This window comes from Arcobacter sp. 15-2 (assembly GCF_047159865.1).
Classification (GTDB): domain Bacteria; phylum Campylobacterota; class Campylobacteria; order Campylobacterales; family Arcobacteraceae; genus JAIOSF01.
Map to the genome: position 1 here is coordinate 1,178,036 of NZ_AP038804.1, position 21,421 is coordinate 1,199,456.

Annotated in this window: 23 protein-coding genes; 14 read left to right on the forward strand and 9 right to left on the reverse strand. The window is 29.0% G+C overall.

Annotation, left to right across the window (positions count from 1 at the left end; all coding sequences use genetic code 11):
• Positions 1-17 precede the first annotated feature (17 nt).
• Together dksA and ACMCMH_RS06285 are read right to left on the reverse strand one after the other, a co-directional pair.
• On the reverse strand, positions 18-374 hold the full coding sequence (gene dksA / locus ACMCMH_RS06280) for an RNA polymerase-binding protein DksA (RefSeq protein ID WP_412723746.1): 357 nt from the start codon (positions 372-374) through the stop codon (positions 18-20).
• A 52-nt stretch (positions 375-426) separates the two neighbouring features.
• Entirely contained in the window at positions 427-891 is a 465-nt protein-coding gene (locus tag ACMCMH_RS06285; protein WP_412728006.1) for a 23S rRNA (pseudouridine(1915)-N(3))-methyltransferase RlmH, read from the reverse strand.
• A 105-nt stretch (positions 892-996) separates the two neighbouring features.
• On the opposite strand from ACMCMH_RS06285, the gene ACMCMH_RS06290 reads away from it, so the two are divergent.
• Both ACMCMH_RS06290 and ACMCMH_RS06295 read left to right on the forward strand, forming a co-directional pair.
• Positions 997-1,773, forward strand: a complete 777-nt coding sequence (locus tag ACMCMH_RS06290; RefSeq protein ID WP_412723748.1) for a bifunctional riboflavin kinase/FAD synthetase — start codon at positions 997-999, stop codon at positions 1,771-1,773.
• Positions 1,770-3,506 (forward strand): ATP-binding protein, encoded by a 1,737-nt coding sequence (locus ACMCMH_RS06295; RefSeq protein WP_412723750.1) that lies wholly within the window; start codon positions 1,770-1,772, stop codon positions 3,504-3,506. Before ACMCMH_RS06290 ends, ACMCMH_RS06295 begins: the two co-directional genes overlap by 4 nt.
• 70 nt (positions 3,507-3,576) lie before the next feature.
• Here the strand turns inward: ACMCMH_RS06295 and ACMCMH_RS06300 are convergent, their stop codons facing one another.
• From ACMCMH_RS06300 to ACMCMH_RS06320, 5 genes are all read right to left on the reverse strand, one after another.
• A complete protein-coding gene (locus ACMCMH_RS06300; protein WP_412723752.1) occupies positions 3,577-3,795 on the reverse strand; it encodes a cold-shock protein in 219 nt (72 codons plus the stop codon).
• 319 nt (positions 3,796-4,114) lie between these two features.
• Entirely contained in the window at positions 4,115-4,795 is a 681-nt protein-coding gene (gene hisIE / locus ACMCMH_RS06305) for a bifunctional phosphoribosyl-AMP cyclohydrolase/phosphoribosyl-ATP diphosphatase HisIE (protein ID WP_412723754.1), read from the reverse strand.
• A 9-nt stretch (positions 4,796-4,804) separates the two neighbouring features.
• On the reverse strand, positions 4,805-5,221 hold the full coding sequence (locus tag ACMCMH_RS06310) for a hypothetical protein (protein ID WP_412723756.1): 417 nt from the start codon (positions 5,219-5,221) through the stop codon (positions 4,805-4,807).
• Positions 5,222-5,259: 38 nt separating this feature from the next.
• Positions 5,260-6,354: an SPFH domain-containing protein gene (locus ACMCMH_RS06315; protein ID WP_412723758.1), complete on the reverse strand. Its 1,095-nt coding sequence runs from the start codon at positions 6,352-6,354 to the stop codon at positions 5,260-5,262.
• An 82-nt stretch (positions 6,355-6,436) separates the two neighbouring features.
• Positions 6,437-7,357, reverse strand: coding sequence for a branched-chain amino acid transaminase (locus ACMCMH_RS06320; RefSeq protein ID WP_412723760.1), 921 nt, complete (start codon positions 7,355-7,357; stop codon positions 6,437-6,439).
• A 76-nt stretch (positions 7,358-7,433) separates the two neighbouring features.
• Here ACMCMH_RS06320 and recJ point away from each other — a divergent pair, with 76 nt between their 5' ends.
• The gene (gene recJ, locus ACMCMH_RS06325; protein WP_412723762.1) at positions 7,434-9,008 is read left to right on the forward strand and encodes a single-stranded-DNA-specific exonuclease RecJ; all 1,575 of its coding nucleotides are present in this window, start codon (positions 7,434-7,436) and stop codon (positions 9,006-9,008) included.
• Positions 9,009-9,019: 11 nt separating this feature from the next.
• Here the strand turns inward: recJ and ACMCMH_RS06330 are convergent, their stop codons facing one another.
• Both ACMCMH_RS06330 and ACMCMH_RS06335 read right to left on the reverse strand, forming a co-directional pair.
• Positions 9,020-9,637, reverse strand: a complete 618-nt coding sequence (locus tag ACMCMH_RS06330) for a FlgO family outer membrane protein (protein ID WP_412723764.1) — start codon at positions 9,635-9,637, stop codon at positions 9,020-9,022.
• Entirely contained in the window at positions 9,625-10,401 is a 777-nt protein-coding gene (locus ACMCMH_RS06335; RefSeq protein WP_412723766.1) for a FlgO family outer membrane protein, read from the reverse strand. Before ACMCMH_RS06335 ends, ACMCMH_RS06330 begins: the two co-directional genes overlap by 13 nt.
• Positions 10,402-10,551: 150 nt before the next feature.
• On the opposite strand from ACMCMH_RS06335, the gene ACMCMH_RS06340 reads away from it, so the two are divergent.
• From ACMCMH_RS06340 to thrB, 11 genes are read left to right on the forward strand one after another with little or no spacing between them, the layout of a single operon-like run.
• Complete coding sequence (locus ACMCMH_RS06340) at positions 10,552-10,893, forward strand: DUF6394 family protein (protein ID WP_412723768.1); 342 nt, start codon at positions 10,552-10,554, stop codon at positions 10,891-10,893.
• 2 nt (positions 10,894-10,895) lie between these two features.
• On the forward strand, positions 10,896-13,400 hold the full coding sequence (leuS, locus tag ACMCMH_RS06345; protein ID WP_412723770.1) for a leucine--tRNA ligase: 2,505 nt from the start codon (positions 10,896-10,898) through the stop codon (positions 13,398-13,400).
• A gap of 2 nt (positions 13,401-13,402) precedes the next feature.
• Positions 13,403-13,909: an LPS assembly lipoprotein LptE gene (gene lptE / locus ACMCMH_RS06350; protein ID WP_412723772.1), complete on the forward strand. Its 507-nt coding sequence runs from the start codon at positions 13,403-13,405 to the stop codon at positions 13,907-13,909.
• A 41-nt stretch (positions 13,910-13,950) separates the two neighbouring features.
• Positions 13,951-15,039 carry a glutamate ligase domain-containing protein gene (locus tag ACMCMH_RS06355; protein WP_412723774.1) on the forward strand — a complete coding sequence of 363 codons (1,089 nt, stop codon included), beginning with the start codon at positions 13,951-13,953 and terminating at the stop codon, positions 15,037-15,039.
• Positions 15,039-15,914: a M23 family metallopeptidase gene (locus ACMCMH_RS06360; protein ID WP_412723776.1), complete on the forward strand. Its 876-nt coding sequence runs from the start codon at positions 15,039-15,041 to the stop codon at positions 15,912-15,914. Before ACMCMH_RS06355 ends, ACMCMH_RS06360 begins: the two co-directional genes overlap by 1 nt.
• Positions 15,857-16,270: a bactofilin family protein gene (locus ACMCMH_RS06365; protein ID WP_412723778.1), complete on the forward strand. Its 414-nt coding sequence runs from the start codon at positions 15,857-15,859 to the stop codon at positions 16,268-16,270. Before ACMCMH_RS06360 ends, ACMCMH_RS06365 begins: the two co-directional genes overlap by 58 nt.
• A 4-nt stretch (positions 16,271-16,274) precedes the next feature.
• A complete protein-coding gene (locus ACMCMH_RS06370) occupies positions 16,275-17,702 on the forward strand; it encodes a DEAD/DEAH box helicase (RefSeq protein WP_412723780.1) in 1,428 nt (475 codons plus the stop codon).
• A 46-nt stretch (positions 17,703-17,748) separates the two neighbouring features.
• Positions 17,749-19,128 (forward strand): M23 family metallopeptidase, encoded by a 1,380-nt coding sequence (locus tag ACMCMH_RS06375; RefSeq protein ID WP_412723782.1) that lies wholly within the window; start codon positions 17,749-17,751, stop codon positions 19,126-19,128.
• On the forward strand, positions 19,128-20,024 hold the full coding sequence (lpxC, locus tag ACMCMH_RS06380) for a UDP-3-O-acyl-N-acetylglucosamine deacetylase (RefSeq protein ID WP_412723784.1): 897 nt from the start codon (positions 19,128-19,130) through the stop codon (positions 20,022-20,024). Before ACMCMH_RS06375 ends, lpxC begins: the two co-directional genes overlap by 1 nt.
• Complete coding sequence (locus ACMCMH_RS06385; protein WP_412723786.1) at positions 20,011-20,487, forward strand: hypothetical protein; 477 nt, start codon at positions 20,011-20,013, stop codon at positions 20,485-20,487. The genes lpxC and ACMCMH_RS06385 overlap by 14 nt, the downstream gene beginning before the upstream one ends.
• A gap of 25 nt (positions 20,488-20,512) precedes the next feature.
• Positions 20,513-21,394, forward strand: coding sequence for a homoserine kinase (gene thrB / locus ACMCMH_RS06390; RefSeq protein WP_412723788.1), 882 nt, complete (start codon positions 20,513-20,515; stop codon positions 21,392-21,394).
• Positions 21,395-21,421: the final 27 nt, after the last annotated feature.

The window sequence follows — 21,421 nt, forward strand, 5'->3', positions numbered from 1 at the left end:
TTCGTAATAACTTTTATCTAGTTATTGTTATTTTCGTGAATCTCTCTACAATCTGTACAGAATTTAGCAAAAGGCTTTGCTTTGAGTCTTCCAATTGCAATAGGTTCATCACACATTTCACAAATACCATAGGTACCATTTTTAATGCTTTCTAAAGCTTCTTTAATCTCTTTCAGCTCTTGTTTTTGCTGACTAATAATTAACCCTGAAGTAAAGCTGTCACTACTTGCTTCTGCAAAATCAAGTTCATCTTTACAATCACAATTATTTAGTTTTGAAATATTGTCAATACCATCTGTAATGTTACTTTCAATTGTAACTAATCTTTGATTTAATAATACTTCTAATTCATCTATTTGTTTAGTTGAAGCCACTTTTTTATCCTATTATTATAAAATTTTAGGAGTATAGCTAATTTATTCTAAATTATTTATGATAAGGATGGTTATTAAGTATACACAAAGAGCGAAATATTTGCTCACATAAAACAATATTTGCAATTTTATGTGCATAGGTTAGCTCACTCAATGAGATCACCTTGTCACATTTTGATAAAAATTTTCTATCAAATCCATAGGCTCCACCTATAAAAAAGTTAATAGTGATTTTATCTTCTAAGAGTTTACTAAATTTAAAACTATCAAGTTTCTGTCCTAATACATCGAGTGCTATGTTGTATCCTGAATCTAATTTTGATGCATAAACTTCATTGTATGCTTGTTGTGATTCTTTTTCTCCTAATGTTTGAGCTTTTGAAATTTGTTTAGTAAATAAACTGTGAACTTCTACTTTTGCCCATCTTGAGGACATTTTTATAAATTCTTGAACAAGTGGTTCAAAGTTGTCATTTGATTTTTTTACAATTTGGTAAATATTGATTTTACAATTAATAATATAATCCTTACTTTTTTTTAGATATTATACCGAATTAAATTAAAAGGAAAAGTTATAAAAAAAGATACAATTACCAGCATAGCTATTGGTGGTTTTGATGGTATGCATTTGGCTCATCAACAGTTATTTAAAAGACTTGATAACAATGGTGGAATTATTGTAATACAAACTGATTATGCTAATTTATCACCTTTTAGTTATAGGCAAAAACACACTCACTATCCAATTTATTTTTATCCACTTGAAAATATACGGCATTTAGATGGTACACAATTTATAAAATTACTAAAAGAAGAGTTTCCCAACTTAAAAAAAATAGTTGTAGGATTTGATTTTCATTTTGGGCATTTAGCTGCTTATGATACAAATAAACTTATGGAACTTTTTGATGGAGAAGTAGAAGTTGTTGATGAGTACAAAATGGATAATATTGCTATCCATTCCAAAGTTATTCGTACCTATTTAAGAGAAGGAAATATTGAATTCGCAAATAAGCTTCTTGGGTATAACTACACTTTATCAGGTTTAGTTATACAAGGACAGGGTTTAGGTAAAAAAGAGTTTGTACCAACTATTAATATTAATGTAGTGGATTTTTTAATACCAGAAGAGGGAGTTTATATTACTCGTACTATACTTAATGATGTAGTTTTTAAGTCTGTAACATTTATAGGACATAGGGTTACCACAGATGGAAAGTTTGCAGTTGAAACAACTATTTTAGAGAGTTTTACCGACAAAGAAGTTCCTAAGAATATACAAATCGAATTTATTAAAAAAATAAGAGAAAATCGAAAATATGATAAATATGATGATTTAAAAAAACAGATTAATGAAGATATAAATACTACCATGCAGTGGTTTGAAGGGGAAAAATGAAAAATGTAATACAATTTATTGAATCAAAAGATGTGACTACATTAGATATTTATGCACAATTAAAATGTGATATTGAAGAGGTAAAAGTTTTACAATACTTAACAAAACAATATATTATTGCTGTTGATAATTTATTGGTAATAGATATATTATCTGAATTTTACGATTTAAAGAAGTATGAACATTTAGATAAAATTTATATATTAAAAAACCTTTTAGAATTAGGCTGGATTGTACAAAGTCATTTTTCTGCAACAAAAATAAGTGAACTTTCACAATTAGAACTTATCAATACGCCTGTAAGTCTTAGTAGTTCTTTTTTAAAGCTTTTAGAAGTAGGGTCTTTAGAATTAGTTTTACCTGAAGTAACTGAATATAGTGACCATTTAGAGTACCTTCAAGATCAGTTTTTTAAAATTGACCTAGCGCAACAATTGAATATAATAAAAAATAATTTTGATGAAAACTCACCAAACGCAAATCGTTTGCGTAGTAAACTTTCTCTTTTAGAAAGCAGAATAAAAGAGAGAGTTGAAACTACTACAAATACAATTATGCTAGAAGATTTTTTCACAGAACATGACTTAAATGATAAAGAACAGATGATATTTTTAGCACTTTTAAAAGAGGAGTATGCAGGTGGAGATGAGTCTATAAGAGATATGAACTCTTTAATAACTTTAGTATCATCAGATGACTATGAAAAGATTAAGTACCGAACTCTTCTAGAAGAGAGCGGAAATCTTATTTCAAATAATCTTATAGACTATGATGAGATGCTTACCCCTTTTGGAGGAATTAATCGAAACTTTTATATACCAGAACAAATATTGTATAAAATTTCGCATCCAATCAAAAAACAAACAAGAAAAAGTAAAATTAAGTTAGATATGCTTATTGAAGAGCAAGAGATGTTTGAATTAATGGAACCCAAAAAATCACTAGAAGATGTAGTCTTAAATGATAAAACAAAAGCTACTTTAGATTCACTTTTAATGCAAGTTGATAAAAAAGTTATTGATAGATTAAAAAAGTGGGGGATAAAAGATAAGAAAAAAGGTATCGATGCTCGTATTATTTTTTATGGAGCAGCCGGTACTGGTAAAACAATAACTGCTTTGGCAATGGGAAAATCACTCAAAAAACAAGTTTTAAGTTTTGATTGTAGTAAGATTCTTTCAATGTATGTGGGTGAGAGTGAAAAAAATGTTCGCAAGATTTTTGATGATTATAAAGAGTTGTGTATTAAGGCTAAATCTCAACCAATACTATTATTAAATGAAGCAGATCAGTTTTTGAGTAATAGAGTTAGTGGACAGATAAGTGGTAGTGATAAAATGCATAATCAGATGCAAAATATTTTTTTAGAACAAATAGAAAATTTTGATGGAATTTTGATTGCAACTACAAATTTATTGGATAATATTGATAAAGCTTTTTCTCGTAGATTCAATTATAAAATAGAGTTTTTAAAACCGGATGCACTTAAAAGAGAACAATTATGGAGAAAACTTATTCCTGATACTTTACCTCTTGATCCCGATTTTGATATTAAAAAATTGTCAAAAGCACAATTAACTGGTGGACAAATTGAATTAATCATTAAAAATACGGCATATAAATTGGCTGTTTTAGATGAAGTTAAATTTAAAACAAGTGATTTTTTAGAAGAGATTTCAAAAGAAGAAAAAACTATGTTTGATAAAGATAAGACTGTAGGATTTAGGTCTTAATAGAATAAATATGACTTTTTAAAAGTCAAAAAAATACTCGAATAGAAAACTATTCGAGTATTAAGAAAAATTACAGACCTGTAACGTTTTCTGCTTGAGGTCCTTTTTGACCTTCACCGATTTCAAAAGTTACTTTTTGACCTTCGTTTAAAGAAGCTCTATCATAACCTGTTTTATTGATTTGTCTGAAGTGAACGAATACATCTTTCCCACCATCTTCTTGTTCGATAAAACCAAAACCTTTTTCGCTGTTAAACCATTTTACTGTTCCGTTAATTAAATCTGCCATGCAAATTCCTTTGTGTTTGAATACACCTTACTTCTAAGGTGGTTGAAAATCTAATATAAAGTTGTCTTCATGTTTACAGTAACAAATATTACTATTTAAGATACTATAAACTATAAGATGTAACTAGAATCATCTTTCGTTAGTAATAGTATAGCTAAATAAATCTTGATTTATTCAATTTAAATTGAAAAATTAGTTTTTTTCTAAGATTTGACTAAACTTAGAACTTTAATAAGCAGAAATGTAACTATTTTAAACACTATAAAAGTGAGTATTATTAAAAAAGATACTTTTCGTATCAAAGTTATTTCAAAATCATTTATTGTCGAGAATTTTTCTCTTCTATTCCACCTATTCCAAATCTTCTTGTAAGTTCTTGTTTAATTCTATCTGGCGAAACATTTTTAGATGCCATTGCAACTAAGCAATGATACATTAAATCAGCACCTTCGTAGATGATCTCCTCTATATCATTGTCTTTAACTGCATAAGTAAACTCTCCAGCTTCCTCTACAACTTTTTTTAACATTGAATTTTCATCACCTTGAAGTAGTTTTGCTGTATAAGATTGTTTTGGATCGTCATTTTTTTTCTCAAGTATTGTATGATACAATGTATCGACAACTCCATAAGCTTGTGTTGTATCAACCTCAATCTCTGTTGTAATTGTATTTGTTTTTAAATCTGTAAAAAAACAAGATTTACGCCCTGTATGACATGCTACACCATTTTGAATAACTTTTAAAAGTAAAGTATCATTATCACAATCAACTTTAATAGATTCTATTTTTTGAGTATGGTTTGAGCTTTCACCTTTTTTCCATATCCTTTGTTTACTTCTACTAAAGTAATGTGCATAGTTTGTTTGTAGAGTGAGTTCAAGAGCTTCTTTATCCATATATGCAAGCATCAATATCTCATTTGTTGTTGCCTCTTGAGTGATTACAGGTACAAGACCATCTTGTTTGTCAAAATCTATTTTATTTATAATTGTATTCATTTTATAGCCTTAAAAATTTTGTTGATACTCAAGTCCGAAACCAGTTATTTGATTTTCGTCATCAAGTGTTATATTTGGTTTTAGATCTGAAGGTGATTTTTTCAATTCTTTTGGAGGAAGATTTAATGGTATTGGGTTTTCTGAATTATTTGTGTCAAATTGGTTTTGTGCTCTAAAGTTTAAGTTATTGAGTTGTATTTTTTTAATGGCTAATGCTTCTTCTAAAAAAATAATTTTATTGTTTAATTTGATATTATTAGATGTTGAAAGTTCAATTTCATTTTGCAAATTATTGATTTTATTAGTATAGTTTGCATTTTCTTGTAAAAGTGATGAAGCTATTTTTTGATAATCCAAAAGTTGTACATATAAAATACCCAAACCTAAAGTAAGTGTAAAAATTATTATATATTTTATTTTTTCCATATTTAAAAAACCGATAAAGAGGATAGAACCTCTTTATATTAACGGATTGAAGAATCTCTTTCTTTATTTTTTGTATCGACCCAAATATTTGGAGTAGAACCACCAGGTGTTAAGAAAATTTTTGCATCTTTGTTTACTCTTAGTGCTTCATTGAATTTTCCTTGAACTTCAATTTGTTGCATTTTAAGTAAATTAGGTGTTAAAGAATTTGCAATTAACTTATTTGCTTTTGCTTGCGCATTTGCTTCAATAGTAACAGCATCTGCTCGACCTTGTGATTCAATTCGGTTTTTATCAGCCTCACCCTTTGCTAAAGCAGCTTTTTTCTCAGCTTCTTGTTTCGCTCTTAAAACTTCGTATTTAACTCTTTCTGATTCTTGATTTGCAATTTGAACTCTCTCAATTTGCTCTTTAATTTTTGTTGGCAGAACAATTTCTCTTAGTTGAACTGATTCAATAGATACAGGTTTCCCTTCTAAAGCTTCAATCTGTGTTCTAATACCATTTTCTATCAATACAGCAATTTCGTTTCTTTTGGTAGGAAGTTGTTCTGCATTAAATTCTCCAACAACATTTCTTACAATATTTCTTACAACTGGATTTACAATTTTATCTTCCCATGAAAGTCCCCATGTTGCAATTGTCATAGGGGCACCTGATGGTAAAAGTTTATATTGAACAGTTAATTCAATAGAAACAGGTAATCCTCTAGCATCTAGAATATTTATAGCTGGATTCACTTTAATACCACTATCAAATCCACTCATTTTTTCAACACTCATATAATTGATAAGTCGTACTTTTGTATCAACTGTAATCACTTTTTGAACTACTGGAATAAATAAGTGAAAACCTGGTTGTAAAGGATCTGTTTCATATTTACCTGTTGTAACTTTAATACCAACTTCACCTGAATTAATGATCACATAAGGTTTTGTCATGAATAATGCAATAACTATAATAATAATTGCATAAATAAACCCAGATTGTTTATTGAAGTTTTTAAACATCTCTGGTGGTTGAAATGGTGGTTCATAACCACCTCCTCCTCCACTGTTATTATTATTCGATTGATTGTTCGAACCTTTATTTTGTTGTTGTCTATTTTTAAAATAGTCATTATCGATTGGCATCTCTTTCCTTTTTTTAGTTAATTAATGTAATCATATATGATTGCACTTTGTTTTATCTTAAATAACTTTTTTAGTTCTAATATTAGTTTATATAAGTTAAGTATTTTAAATATTTTTCATTTTTTCCTGCAACCACATCAAAGTAAGCAGATTGTATTTTTTCTGTTATAGGTCCACGACTTCCACAACCAATAATTCTTGCATCAACATCTTTAATAGGAGTTATCTCAGCAGCTGTTCCTGTAAGAAAACACTCTTCACAAATATATACTTCTTCTCTTGTTATTCTTCTTCTTACAACCTCTATTCCCATGTCGTTTGCAAGGTCAATTACTGTTGCTTGTGTAATAGATTTCAATGAATTGTCATTTGGAGGAGTGATTAGTTTTCCATCTTCTACCATGAAAAAACAAGCACCACTAGCTTCTGCTATATACCCTTGATCATCTCGCATAAGAGCTTCATCATATCCAGCTTCAACAGCTTCGTATTTTGCCATTTGCGAGTTTAAGTAGTTTGCTACTGCTTTAGCTTTACCCATTCCTGAAGTATTTCCACCTCTAGTCATAGAAGATATTTTAAGTCGGATTCCATTTTTTAAACCCTCTTCTCCTAAATATGCTCCCCATTTCCAAGCTGATATAGATACATTTACAGGAGCATCTTTATGATAAAGACCCATTACTCCATATCCTAAATATACAAGTGGTCTGATATATGCACCTTCAAATAATTCATTTTCTTGTAATAGTTTTACTTGAGCATCATTGAGTTCTTCTACGCTATAAGGTACATTCATTAGTGTCATTTTAGAAGAGTCTAAAAGTCTTTGTGTATGTTCTTTTAGTTTAAATATAGCACATCTTCCATCTTCAGTTTTATATGCTTTTGTTCCTTCAATTGCACCATTACCATAGTGAAGAGTGTGTGTTAGCACATGAACTTTAGCTTCATCCCAAGGAGTAAGTACACCATCCATCCAAATATATTTTGCTTTTTCCATTTAATTTATCCTAAATTTATATTTCACTTTGTAATTATTTTATCCAAAAATAGTTTAAAAAGGATATAATTATTTTATGAATAAAGAACTAAACATAAAAGATATAGAAAATATTTTACAAAATAGAATAAAGAATGACAAATATCAAACTTTGAAAAGTATGCCAACTCCTGAAAACTTTAAAGATATAGATAAAGCAACAAAAAGAATTGTTGATGCCATTAAAAATGACGAAACTATTAATTTAGTTGGTGATTATGATGTCGATGGTGTAACATCAACTGCCATTATGGTTTCATTTTTTAGTGCATTAGGTGTAGAGATAAATTATATTATTCCCAATCGGTTTGAACATGGTTATGGACTGAGCCCTTTGATTTTGGAACAGATATATGATGGAATAATAATAACTGTAGATAATGGAATAAGTGCTGTTGAATCTGCTCAGATATGTAAGCAAAGAGGTTTGGATTTGATTATAACTGATCATCACACAGTTGGAGATGTTTTACCTGATGCTTATGCTATTGTAAATCCTAAGCAAAGCGATTGCCCATTTCCTTTTAGTGAAATTTGCGGAGCACAAATAGCATGGTATTTGTGTGCAAGTATCAAAAAAGAGTTAAAATTTGATTATAATCTTATGGAGCTTTTTGATCTTTTAAGTTTAGCGATTGTTGCAGATATCATGCCAATGGTGAGTCTAAATAAAACAATGGTAAAAGCAGGTTTAAAGGTATTACAAAAATCTATGCGACCAGCGATGGTTGTTTTACGAGAGCGTTATGATTTAAAAACTGTTACGGAAGAAGATATTGGATTTAAAATTGCTCCTTTGATAAATTGTGCTGGTCGTATGGCTGATCCTTCTATTGCCTTAGAATTTCTTTTATCTTTTGATGAAGTTGAAGCAAATATGCAACTTGATTATTTAATCGAATTAAATGAATCACGAAAAGAAGATCAACTCAAAATGTTCAATGAAGCAAAAGAACAAGTTGAAGATAGTGATAATGTAGTTGTGGTGTCAAGTAAAGACTGGAATGAAGGGATTGTAGGAATAGTTGCTTCAAAATTGTGTGAAAAATATAATAAACCTGCTATTGTATTTAGTATTAATGAAGGGGTTTCAAAAGCAAGTTGTAGAAGTACTTCTGATATTAATTTATATGAATTAATTAAAACTTGTGCATCTCTGTTAAATGGATTTGGGGGACATAAACAAGCAGCAGGATTAAGTATAAATACTGATAAATTAGAAAATTTTAAAATACTTATTAATCAAAAGATCAAAACACTTCCAAAATTGGATGAAGATACAAATAGAAATAGTTTGGGAAGTTTTAATCTTATTAATGTTCATAATGAAGTTTATAATCTTATAGAATCATATCGTCCATTTGGTATCACTAACCCATATCCTATATTTACTTTTAATAATTTAGAGATATTTAATATAACAAAAATGGGAAAAAATAAAGAGTATAGTAAGTTAGTAGTAGGTGATGGAAAAAATATTATAGAAGTAATTATCTTTATCGACTGTGAACCAATGAATATCGGAGAAAAAATTAGTTTTAACGCAACTATTTCTAAAAATGAATTTAGAGGTGAAGTAAAATATAATCTTTTGTTTAAAGAGTTATTATAACTCTTTAGGTTTTAAATTGTTACAGGTTGGTAAACTTGTTGTATTCTTTCTTCTTTTTGCTCTAATCTGATGATCTCATCTGTTAAATCCATACTTTTAGTAGCTGATTTGATAATCACACCATTATTTAAATTTACTAGTTTTACTGAAAGAATTAATTGTCTTTGCGTGAGAGAATAAGTACCTACTAAGGCGTAAGTGTCATCATCAATATTTGTGTACTTTAACTCATCAACCTCTCTAGACATCAAACTTGTTCCTGATGAACCAATTTTTAAGTATTTTGAAAATTCAATTTGGTAAATAGGCCAATTTAAATCTTGCGTTATATTCGTTTTTAAAGCATCAGATAAAATAAACCCTAATTGTGATTTATTTTTCAGTTCTTTTAAGTTTACGAAATCAGTTACATAAAGAGGTGATATATTTTTTCTTTTAGATTTTATTTCCAAAATTGTAGTTGATAAATCATCTAAAACTTCTTTTGTGAACAGATGAAAATCAGTTATACTTGTAGATTGTAAATATTTAAATTTAAAAGCATCTTGAGATGAGTTCATTATTGAACAACCAGTAAAAAGAAAAGTTAAAGTTAAAGTTAAAGTTAAAGTAATAATTATTTGTCGCATTTTCCATCTTTACACTCATCAGATACAATTGAAAAACTTCCTGAATCTCTTGAGCTTGATTTTGTTATTTTATTGTTAATATTTGTATTTGTTGTTTGGTCAGTACCATCATAAAGATTATGAGTTTTTTCCATTTGTTTGCAAATACCAAATTGACTACAATCTTTTGGATAATAAACAACTCGTGCAGTTGATAAAAGTTTCCCTGAGTTAGAGTCCATAATTCGTGCATTTATAAGTAAACTTTCATTTTCAAATTTTACATAAGTGCCAACAAGTATATATTCAATCTCATCAATGCTGTCTTTTAATTTTTCTACATCCCTTGTGATGTGAAATTCACCATCTTCATTTACCAATACAGCTTTTTGCCCTCTAAAATCAGTAATACTAAAATCTCTTATATGCAGTTCATTGAACATGCTCTCACTTAAAAGTTTTCCAAATGTAGATGTGTTTTCAAAGTTTTCCAAATCAACAAAAGAGGTAAGTATAATTCTTGTAGGGTTTTTATGATTTATTTTAGTAGTAAATAATTGGTTTGCAATATCTACAATGGTATCATTTAAATTTGAATGAAGATGCTTTTCTTGTATTGTATCTCTAATTGTAAAAATTGTATTATCTGCATTGTTTTGTTGTAATTGCAGTGTATTTGTATCTGATTTTTCTGCTAATAATGGTAATGGATTTTGTTCTGTATTTTTAGGTAAAGTACATCCTACAATAAAAAAGGAGATGATAAAAGGGAGAATAAATTTCATATAAGCCTCAATAGATAATTTTATAACAATGAATATATTACAATAGATAAGTTAAATAAAAGTTTAAATCATTTTTTTTCACTATTAACCAAGTTATAACCAACATTTATTTATAATGCGAAATAATAGATATTAATTTTAGGAGTTTGCATGGATTGGGGTAAGGTAATATATATATTCTTTTCATTGATGAGTTTAACAACAACAGCAGGTTTTTTGTATGAACAAAATGAAATTGCTTTATTTTTAGCAGCCGGAGTGAATATTATATCAACAATTTTAAAAATCGGTGTGCGAAACTTGCTTGCTGCTGAACTTTTAGCTAGTTCTTTAGTTGCTGATTTACATCTTATACCAGCATTTATAGTGTACTCTTTTAGTGATAATGTAGACTTAGCAATTGCTTTAGCAATTGGTGCAGTTGTTGCAAATGTGTTCTCAATAGCACTAGCATTAATAGAGAGTGCAAAAACTCAAGATAAGGAATACTAAATATGGAATATAATCCATCTGCCATAGAAACAAAATGGCAAAATTTTTGGAATGAAAACAAGACACATGAGCCACTAGAAGAGCCAAAATCTTCTGACTTAATGTCAGAAGAAGATTTGGTGAATGATTCAGTTAAAAAGAAAAAATTTATTTTAAGTATGTTTCCATACCCAAGTGGAAGAATTCATATGGGACATGTAAGAAACTACTGTTTAGGTGATGCATTTGCTAGACACTTTAGAAAAAACAATTTTAATGTTTTACATCCTATTGGTTGGGATAGTTTCGGTATGCCAGCAGAAAATGCGGCGATTAAACATAAATCTCATCCTAAAAAATGGACATATGAAAATATAGACTATATGAGAAAAGAGCTTGAAGGTTTAGGTTTAAGTTTTTCTAAAACAAGAGAATTTGCTACAAGTGATGAATTATATACAAAGTGGGAACAAGAGTTTATTATAAAAATGTTTGAAGAGGGACTTTTATATCAAAAGTCAGCAACTGTAAACTGGTGTCCACATGATTTAACTGTTTTAGCCAATGAACAATTAGAAGAGGGATGTTGTTGGCGATGTGGTACTGAAGTTGTTCAAAAAGAGATGCCTGGTTATTATATTGCTATTACAAAATATGCTCAAACATTATTAGATGACTTAAAAACATTAGAAGGTCAGTGGCCATCTCAAGTATTAACTATGCAAGAAAACTGGATAGGAAGAAGTGAAGGTTTAGAGTTTGATTTCTCTTTAAGTGCTAGCTCAAAAGAGAAACTTGGTAATAATTTTGATAAATACACAGTATTTACAACAAGACCTGATACTGTATATGGTGTAAGTTATTCTGCACTTGCTCCTGAACATGAAATTGTTACATATTTAATTGAGAATAATCTTTTAAGCACTGAAAAAATCGATGCAATTAAAGCGATGAAAAAAGTGACAGAAAGAGATCGAGCAACAGAAGAAAAAATTGGTTTAGATTTAGAGATTACAGTTGTTCATCCTTTAACTGGAAAAGAAGTACCTGTATGGGTTGCTAACTTTGTACTTGCTTCTTATGGTGGGGGAGCTGTTATGGCTGTACCTGCTCACGATCAAAGAGATTTTGAATTTGCAAAAAAATATGATTTGCCAATAAATGTAGTTATTGAAAATGATACAGATATGTCTGAAGCATTTACTGGTGAGGGAAAACTTATCAACAGTGATAAGTATGATGGGCAAAAAAACACAAAAGCAAAAAAAGCTATTATGTATGATTTTGAGCAAGAGACTTTAGGGAAAAAACAGATCAATTATAAACTAAGAGATTGGGGTGTTTCAAGACAAAGATATTGGGGTGCACCTATCCCTTTTGTTCATTGTGATGATTGTGGAATTGTTCCTGAAAAAGTAGAGAACTTACCAGTTGCTTTACCTGAAGATGTAGAGATTACTGGTGAAGGAAATCCTTTAGAAAATCATCCTACATGGAAACATACATCTTGTCCTAAGTGTGGAAAAGATGCAACAAGAGAAACCGATACTTTAGATACTTTTGTTCAGTCATCTTGGTATTTTTTACGATATGCAACAAATCCAGAAAAATGGAATGATGTAGGTATCGATAAAGCAAATACAGATTACTGGATGGATGTAGATCAGTATGTTGGTGGAATTGAACATGCTATTTTACACCTTTTATATGCAAGATTTTTTACAAAAGCACTAAATCAACTAGGCTACACAAATAGTGTAGAGCCATTTAAAAATCTTCTTACTCAAGGTATGGTTTTAAAAGATGGTGCTAAGATGTCTAAATCTAAAGGAAATGTAGTAGATCCTGATGCTATCGTTTCTAAATATGGGGCAGATACTGCAAGACTATTTATGATGTTTGCAGCACCTCCTACAAAAGAGTTAGAATGGAATGATAGTGCTGTAGAAGGTGCATATAGATTTATACGAAAATTTTATGAAAATTCTAGTAAATGTGAAGGTGCTAATGCTTCTCAAATTGAGAAAATTGATCATTCTTCATTAGAAAAAGATGAAAAAGAAGCTAGAAAAAAAGTTTATGAAGCTTTACAAAAATCTCATGAAGTTATGAATAAAACATATGCATTTAATACATTGATTGCATCTTGTATGGAAGCATTAAATGCTTTAAATAAACAAGACAATTCTGTAGTATGGTTAGAAGGATATTATATTTTAACAAATATATTAGAGCCTATTATTCCTCATGCTTCTTGGGAGTTGAGTGAAAAACTATTTGCAAGAGTAAATTTTGAAAATACTCTAGAAGTAAAAGAGGAAGTATTTGTACAAGATACTATTGTTTTAGCTATTACAGTAAATGGGAAAAAAAGAGGTGAAGTTGAAGTCTCACCAAATGCCTCAAAAGAAGAAATTTTAGCTATAGCAAAAGAAAATGAGAATACTAAAAAATGGATTGACGGGAAAGAGATAATTAAAGAGATTGTTGTTCCTAAAAAACTTGTAAATTTAGTGGTTAAAGGTTAATCTTGAAATCGATAATATCTATATGTCTTATATTAGGAGTATTCGCTGGATGTGGGTATAAGCCAGCATCTTATTATGCCCGAGATGCTATTAAAGGTGATGTTTATGTAAAGCTTAATATGGATATCGAGAATTCTGAAAATTCTATTTATATAAAAGATGCAATAAATAAGATAATCATAAATCAGTTTCAAACTCCTTTGACTGATGATAAAACAAAAGCTGAAACTTTTGTTGATATTACTTTAAACAATGTAACTCATAGTGTTATGAGTACTGATAATGATGGGTATGCCAAGAGCTATCGTACACAAGTTACTATATTGTTAACTTATCAAAAAAGAGAACAACGAATAAATACAATTGAGGTAAGTGATTATTATGATTATTCTGTCGACAAAGATTCAGTGATAACAGATGAGAAAAGAAGTGTTGCTGTAAAAGCAGCAGCACAAAAAGCATTAAGCGATATTTTCTCAAAAATTGCTATTCAAAATATGAGGAAGTAGCCATTAAGTCCTCTCTTGAAAATTTTTTAGAAGAAAAAAGTTTGTACTATGATAAGATTGATTATTCTATTGTAAGACTTGCATGGAAGCAATTGTCTAAACATATCACTTTACCTTATGTTATACATATTGTAGGAACAAATGGAAAAGGAACTACAGGACGATTTTTAGCGTCACTTTTAATGCAGCTAAATCAAAAGGTTCTGCATTATAGTTCCCCTCATATTTCTAAGTTTAATGAACGAATATGGATAGATGGAGATGATGTAGATGATGATATTTTAAATAAAGCGCATGAAAAGTTACAAAATATTTTAGAAATAAATTTACTTGAAAAATTAACTTATTTTGAGTATACAACACTCCTTGGACTATTGCTTAGTAATAATTTAGACTATTTAGTACTTGAAGCTGGTCTTGGTGGTGAGTTCGATGCAACAAATGTAGTCAATAATAATTTAAGTATAATTACTACCATTGGACTTGATCATCAAAATTTTTTAGGTGATACAATCGAACTAATAAGTGCAACCAAAATGAGAAGTTGTGATGATAAGTTTATTATCTCAAATCAAGTTTTTAATGAAGTGTATAAAGTAAAGAATACAGTTTTAAAAACTAAAAAAGAGATTGAAAGAAAAACCTACACACTTACTAGTGAGGCAAAATCTCTACCTATCTACTTGCAAAATAATTTACAAACTGCTTTAAGTGTTTTAGATTTTCTTGGATTTAAAAATTTCGATTATCAGCTTCCTAAAATATCTGGAAGATTTGAGTATTTTCAAGACAATATTATTATTGATGTTGGTCATAATCCTTTAGCTGCAAATGCCATTGCTAAGGAACTAAAAGAGATAGATAAAAAGTTTATTTTAGTGTATAATAGTTATTCAGATAAAGATTATCATAAAGTTTTAACGATTTTAAAACCTTTTATTAAAGAAGTACAAATAATAGAATGTGATGATGTACGGATTGTAGAAAAAGAAAAACTTATTGAAACTATTCAAACACTATCTTTAGAAACAAGAGATTTTGATATTCAAAATGTAAATGCAAAAAATAATTATCTTATATTTGGTTCTTTTTTAGTAGTAGAAAATTTTTTGAAAAGGTATAACAAGTAATGAAAAAAGAAAAATTAGTTATAACTATTTCGGATATAAATAGTTCAAAATCTTTTAGTGTAAATAAAATCATTAAAAAAGTGATACTTTGGATTATCGTTGTTGTTCTTTTAGTTGTAACATTAAGTTTTTTTGTTATCTCAAAATTAACAACAAGCGTAAATGAACTTTCTCAAGATAGAGAAAAACTTACAACAGAAAATAACAAATATAGTAAAGAGATAGAAAATAAAAGAGCTCAAATTGAAGAGTTGGGTATGCAACTTGACGAGATAGAAGAGATTATTGGTATTGAAAAAGAAGATGATGTATCACTTTTACAAAGAGCTACTTTAGCAAAGTTAACATCATCTGAAAAGATATATATGTTGCAAACTATTCCAAGTGAATGTCCTTTGCCAAAATGTGTTCCTACTTCTAAATTTGGTTGGAGAACACACCCTATAACACAAAAAAAACGCTTTCATAATGGTCTTGATTTAAGAGCAGCTAGACGAACAGATGTTCGAGCAACAGCGGATGGTGTTGTAAGATATATACAAGATAAAAACGAGGGAACTTTAGGAAGAGTTGTTATTATTTCACACAATTTTGGTTTTGAAACAGCTTATGGACATTTACGGTTTGTAGATGTAAAAGCAGGTGATATTATTCATAAAGGGCAATTAATAGCTCGAAGTGGAAATAGTGGAAGAAGTAGTGGTCCTCATTTACATTATGAGATTCGTTATGCAAATAAAATTTTAAATCCAACATCATTTACAAAATGGAATATGAAAAATTATGACCAAATATTTGAAAAACAAAGGAGAGTGGAATGGGAATCTTTAATAAAACTAATAAAAAGCCAAAAGAACAAATTGGCACAACAGTAATTAGTAATGGTACTACAGTTAAAGGGGTGATTGATACGAAAGGCTCAATTTTTATAGATGGCAAATTTGAAGGGATTATTGTAGCTACTGAAGATGTAACCATTGGGAAAAATGGTGAGGTTTTAGGAGAGATCCGTTCAAAAATACTCACTGTAAATGGGATCATAGATGGGTTGTTTGATGTTGCTCAAGTAAACATTTTAGGTTCGGGTAGAGTAATTGGAAAAATTCAATATGATGAGCTTATCATTGAACAAAATGGAATATTTGAGGGGGAAGGTAAAAAGAAAAACTCTACAAGATGTAGCCAATACAATAAATTAGAAGTTAATGAAACAGTACAAATCGAATCGTAAATAAATGATAAATATTGATGAGCAATTAGAGGAACTTTATAAACTTAGAGATTCTATTGCTGTACAAATAAAAGATTTAGAAAATCAGAAGCAACTATCAAATAAGAACTTTATAGTTTTAAAAGAGGCTATATATATAAACTCAACATTTCTCTCTACAGAGCTTGTAAAAGATTTAAAAGATCTTGCAAGTTTTGAAAATCCTCAAGTTAAGACTTTACAATCATTACGAAAACCACTTTATAATATTCCTCGTAAAATTTATGCATATACCCAAAATCATAACGAACTAGTACTACCAAGAGGATTGATGAGAGGTGTAATTGAGATATTTAAAAGAGCTGGTTTAGATAGTAGTTTCTTAGATGAAAGATTATTGATTCATGAAAAATTTCATAAAATCAAATTTACCCTAAGAAAAGAACAACAAGATGCTATTAAACATATAGAAAAAAAAGATTTTTCTATATGTATTGCTCCACCTGGGTTTGGTAAAACATTAATTGGTTCAAAAATGATTGAGTTAAGGCAGTGTAATACTTTGGTTATTGTAAATAAAAATATGCTTTTGGATCAATGGATTGATCGTTTTGTAGATTACTTTGGGTATACAAAAAAAGAGATTGGATTTTTAGGAAAAAGTAAAAACACCCTTAACAATAGACTTGATGTAGCAACTATGCAAAGTTTAAAAAATAATACAGATATTATTAAAAACTATTCTTTTGTTATTGTTGATGAGTGCCATCATATCCCTGCACTTACTTTTGAAAAAATCATTAAACAGTTTTCTGGAAAATATATATTGGGTTTAAGTGCAACACCAAATAGAAAAGATGGAATGGAACCATTATTATTCCAACAATTAGGATCTGTTGCATATGAAGTTAAAAGTAAAAAGAATTTAACAAATAAGTTAAAAATAGTAGAAACTACTTTTGAAAGCAAAGTTGATAACTTTTCAGATTTAATCGGTGAAATTATTATGAATGATGAAAGAAATATGCTTATTTATCAGGAGATATTACAATACAAACAACGAAAAATTTTACTTTTAACAGATAGAATTGAACATATTGAAAATTTAGAATTAATTTTAAAAGCAAATAAAATTGAATATGTGTCAGTTCATGGAAGTTTGAAAAAGAATGAGCAAAAAGTAAATATGAACAAAGTTGAAAATAGTTCGTTAGTTCTTGCAACTACTTCATTTTTTGGCGAAGGGATAGATTTCCCACATCTTGACACAATTATATTTGCTACACCAATATCATACTATGGAAGATTAGTACAATATCTAGGACGAATTGGACGAGGAGGTGGAGATTGTTTAGCAATTGATATTTTAGATATTCATAATCCTTTTGCGTTAAGTAGTTATAAAAAAAGACGAGAAGGATATAAGCAACTTCATTATAGAAGAACTAAATAACTTTACGATATAATCGTGAAATATTACAATCATTAGAGGAAATATCTTGACATTTAAAAAAAATAGAAATAGCCCATTGGGTATCATTATAAGTGTAGTAATTATTGCAATTATTATAGGAGTAGCTTACTTATATCTCTCACCTGCTTTTGAGCAAAATAAGCCAACTGTAGAATCAAAAGATAACATTTATTGGAATTTGAAATCTCCTGTAGAGATAAAGTTAAAAGATGATAGTGGGATTAAATATTATAAAGTTACTTTTAAAGATGGAGCAAAAGATATAGTATTAGCTCAAGAAGTGATGAAGAAAACAGAAAAAGAGATTACTCTTAGTATTAAACCACCAAAATTAGATATGTTTTACAAAGGGCAAAATACAACTCTAGAAGTAGAAGTAGTTGATAATAGCAAATGGAACTTTTTAGAGGGTAATAAAGTTATTCAAAATATTGATGTAAGTATTGATACAAAAAAACCGATTGCGAATGTTCTTGGAAATTCTCGATATATACAAAGAGGTGGTAGTGCAGTTGTTGTTGTAAAAGTTCAAGATGAAAATTTAAAAGATGCATATATCTCTTTCAACGATATAAAAAACTTTAAATTGACACCATATCATAAAGAAAACTATTATGTTGCGCTTGTGGCTTGGCCTATGGATATAACATCATTTAACAGAGTAAATTTGATTGTTACAGATAAAGCTGATAATAAGACAATAACTAAAGTCCCTTTTTATATCCAAAGGAAGACAGTTAAAAATGATAATATTACTGTAAGTGAAAAATTTATTAAAAATGTAAGTGCAAGTGTTTTAGAGCAAAGTTTTGAAAAAATACCAGATAATTTAGAAGATATATTTATCTATTCAAATAGAGAATTACGAGAAAAAAATGTTAAAACTATAGAGCAAACTATTGAAAAAAACACTAACAATAGAATGGTTGAAAGTTTTAATATTAAAGCTTTTAAAAGATTGCGAGGTTCTAAAACTGTAGCCGGATATGGAGATAGACGACATTATTATTTAAATGGTGAAAAAATAAATGAAGCGTGGCATTTAGGGATAGATTGGGCAAGTGTAAAAAAAGCACCAGTTCGAGTATCAAACGATGGTATTGTTGTATTTAAAAACTATTTAGGGTTATACGGAAATTCAATTATCATAGATCATGGGATGGGATTGGCAACACTTTATGCACATACAAGTTCTCAACAAGTTGATGTGGGAGAAACAGTTTCCTCAAATCAAAAGATTGCACATACAGGTGCAACAGGTGCTGTTTTTGGAGATCATTTACATTTTGGAGTTTTAATTCAAGGAGTAGAGGTTAACCCAATAGAATGGATGGATAGAAACTGGATAAAAGTTCGAATAACAGATATTCTTAAACAAGCAAAAAAAGATATAGATGGTAAATAATGAAACAAAGAACAATTAATAAAAGTGTAGAAATTGTTGGAATAGGGTTACATAAAGGCGTTCCTGTGAAAATGAGACTAGAGCCTTTAGAAGATGATATGGGTATAGTGTTTTACAGAAATGATGAAGCGATATCTATCCCATTATCACCTGAGTATGTAATAGATACTCAAATGGCAACTGTAATAGGGAAAAATGATGTAGTCGTATCTACAATTGAACATTTACTGTCTGCAATTTATGCCTATGGGATTGATAATTTAAGAGTAGTTTTAGATAATGATGAGATTCCTATTTTAGATGGTAGCAGTAGCGGATTTTGTATGTTGTTAGATGAAGTTGGTATTAAAGAACAAACAAAAAGTAAAAAAGCGATTCGTGTTAAAAAAGAAGTTGAAGTTAAAAGTGATGGTAAATTTGCCAAACTTTTACCATCAAATCATATTATTTATGATTTCTCAATCGATTTTGAACATCCTGCAATTGGAGAACAATCATTTCGATTTGATTATTCAATTGAAGAGTATAAAGAAAATATTAGTCGAGCAAGAACATTTGGTTTTTTACATGAAGTACAATATCTTAGAAGTATAGGTTTAGCACAAGGTGGAAGTCTTGACAATGCAATTGTTTTAGATGATCAAAAGATATTAAACCCTGATGGATTAAGATATCATGATGAATTTGTAAGACATAAGATTTTGGATGCAATTGGTGATATGTCTCTTTTAGGATATACAATGATTGGTGAATATAATGCACATGCAGGGAGTCATCATCTAAATCATCTTTTAACAAAAAAGTTACTAGAAGATCCTTCTAACTATGAAGTAGTTGATCTTGAAGAGATTAAAGATGAAGTGGAATCATTAGAGAAAGCATATGCAACAGCCTAAATTTAAAGTACTCGTAATATCTATTTCTAGTCCATTGAAAATAGGTATTTATAAAGATAATGAACATATAGAAACTTTCTCTAAAGATGGTAAAACGAGTGATATTTTACCTTTATTATTTGAGAGTATATTAAATAAATATGATCTCGATGAGATATATTATGTAAATGGTCCAGGAAGTTATATGGCCATTAAAATTGCATATATTTTTTTAAAAACAGTGAGTATTGTTAACAATATTAAATTATATGCAGTAACTGGGTTTGATTTTAATAATAATTCACCAATAAAAGCTTTGGGAAAAAAATATTTTTTTAGGAACAATAATAAGCAGGAAGATGATAAAATTACAATAGAATTTTTGAATGATAGTTCAATTGAAGATTTTAAAATACCTCTAAGTTTTGAACATATTAAATATAGTGAAGATACCCTACCAAAGTATCATTTACCTGCTGTATAAAGAAAATCATAAAATAAGGAAGAGAATGAAAATAAGTGTACCGGCGACAAGCGCAAATCTTGGACCAGGTTTTGATACATTGGGATTGGCGCTCAATATTAGAAATCATGTAATTATAAAACCTGCTAAATTTCATAGCGTATCGCTAAAAGGGGAAGGTGCTAATAATCCAAAATTAAAAGATAATAATATGTTTATCTCTACATTTAATGATTTTCATCAAAACTTTAGTAACAATAAACAACAGTTTAGATTTGAATTTCAAAATGAAATACCTTTATCTCGTGGTTTAGGAAGTAGTAGCGCGGTTATTATTAGTGCTATAGCGTCTGCATATGCAATAGAAGGTATAGAACTCAATGATAAGAAGTTATTAAACTTAGCATTGAGTTATGAGTCACATCCTGATAATATTACACCAGCTGTTATGGGTGGATTTACGGTGTCGACAATTCATGAAAATGAGGTGTTTTTTTTAAGAAAAGAGATTCCAAAATCATTAAAAGCAATTGTAGTAATTCCAAATAGACCAATCTCAACAAATTTGTCACGAAAAACTTTGCCTTACAAATATACTAAAGAGGATGTGATTTTTAATATTTCTCATAGTTCTTTATTAACAGCTGCATTCATGACAGAAGATTTTAGAATGTTAAAAAGAGCATCCAAAGATAGAATTCATCAATACTATAGAATGAAGCAGATGCCAGAACTTTTTGCAGTTCAAAAAGTAGCTTTAAGAAATGGCGCTTTGATGAGTACTTTATCTGGAAGTGGTTCTACTTTTTTTAATTTAGCCTATGGAAAAGATGCTGTAAGACTTTCGAAAAAGCTTGCAGAAAATTTCCCACATTTTAAAATCATGATTTGTGATTTTGATAATAATGGCGTGATTGTAGAAGATTAAGAGAGTTTTAGATAAAATGTTAAAAAT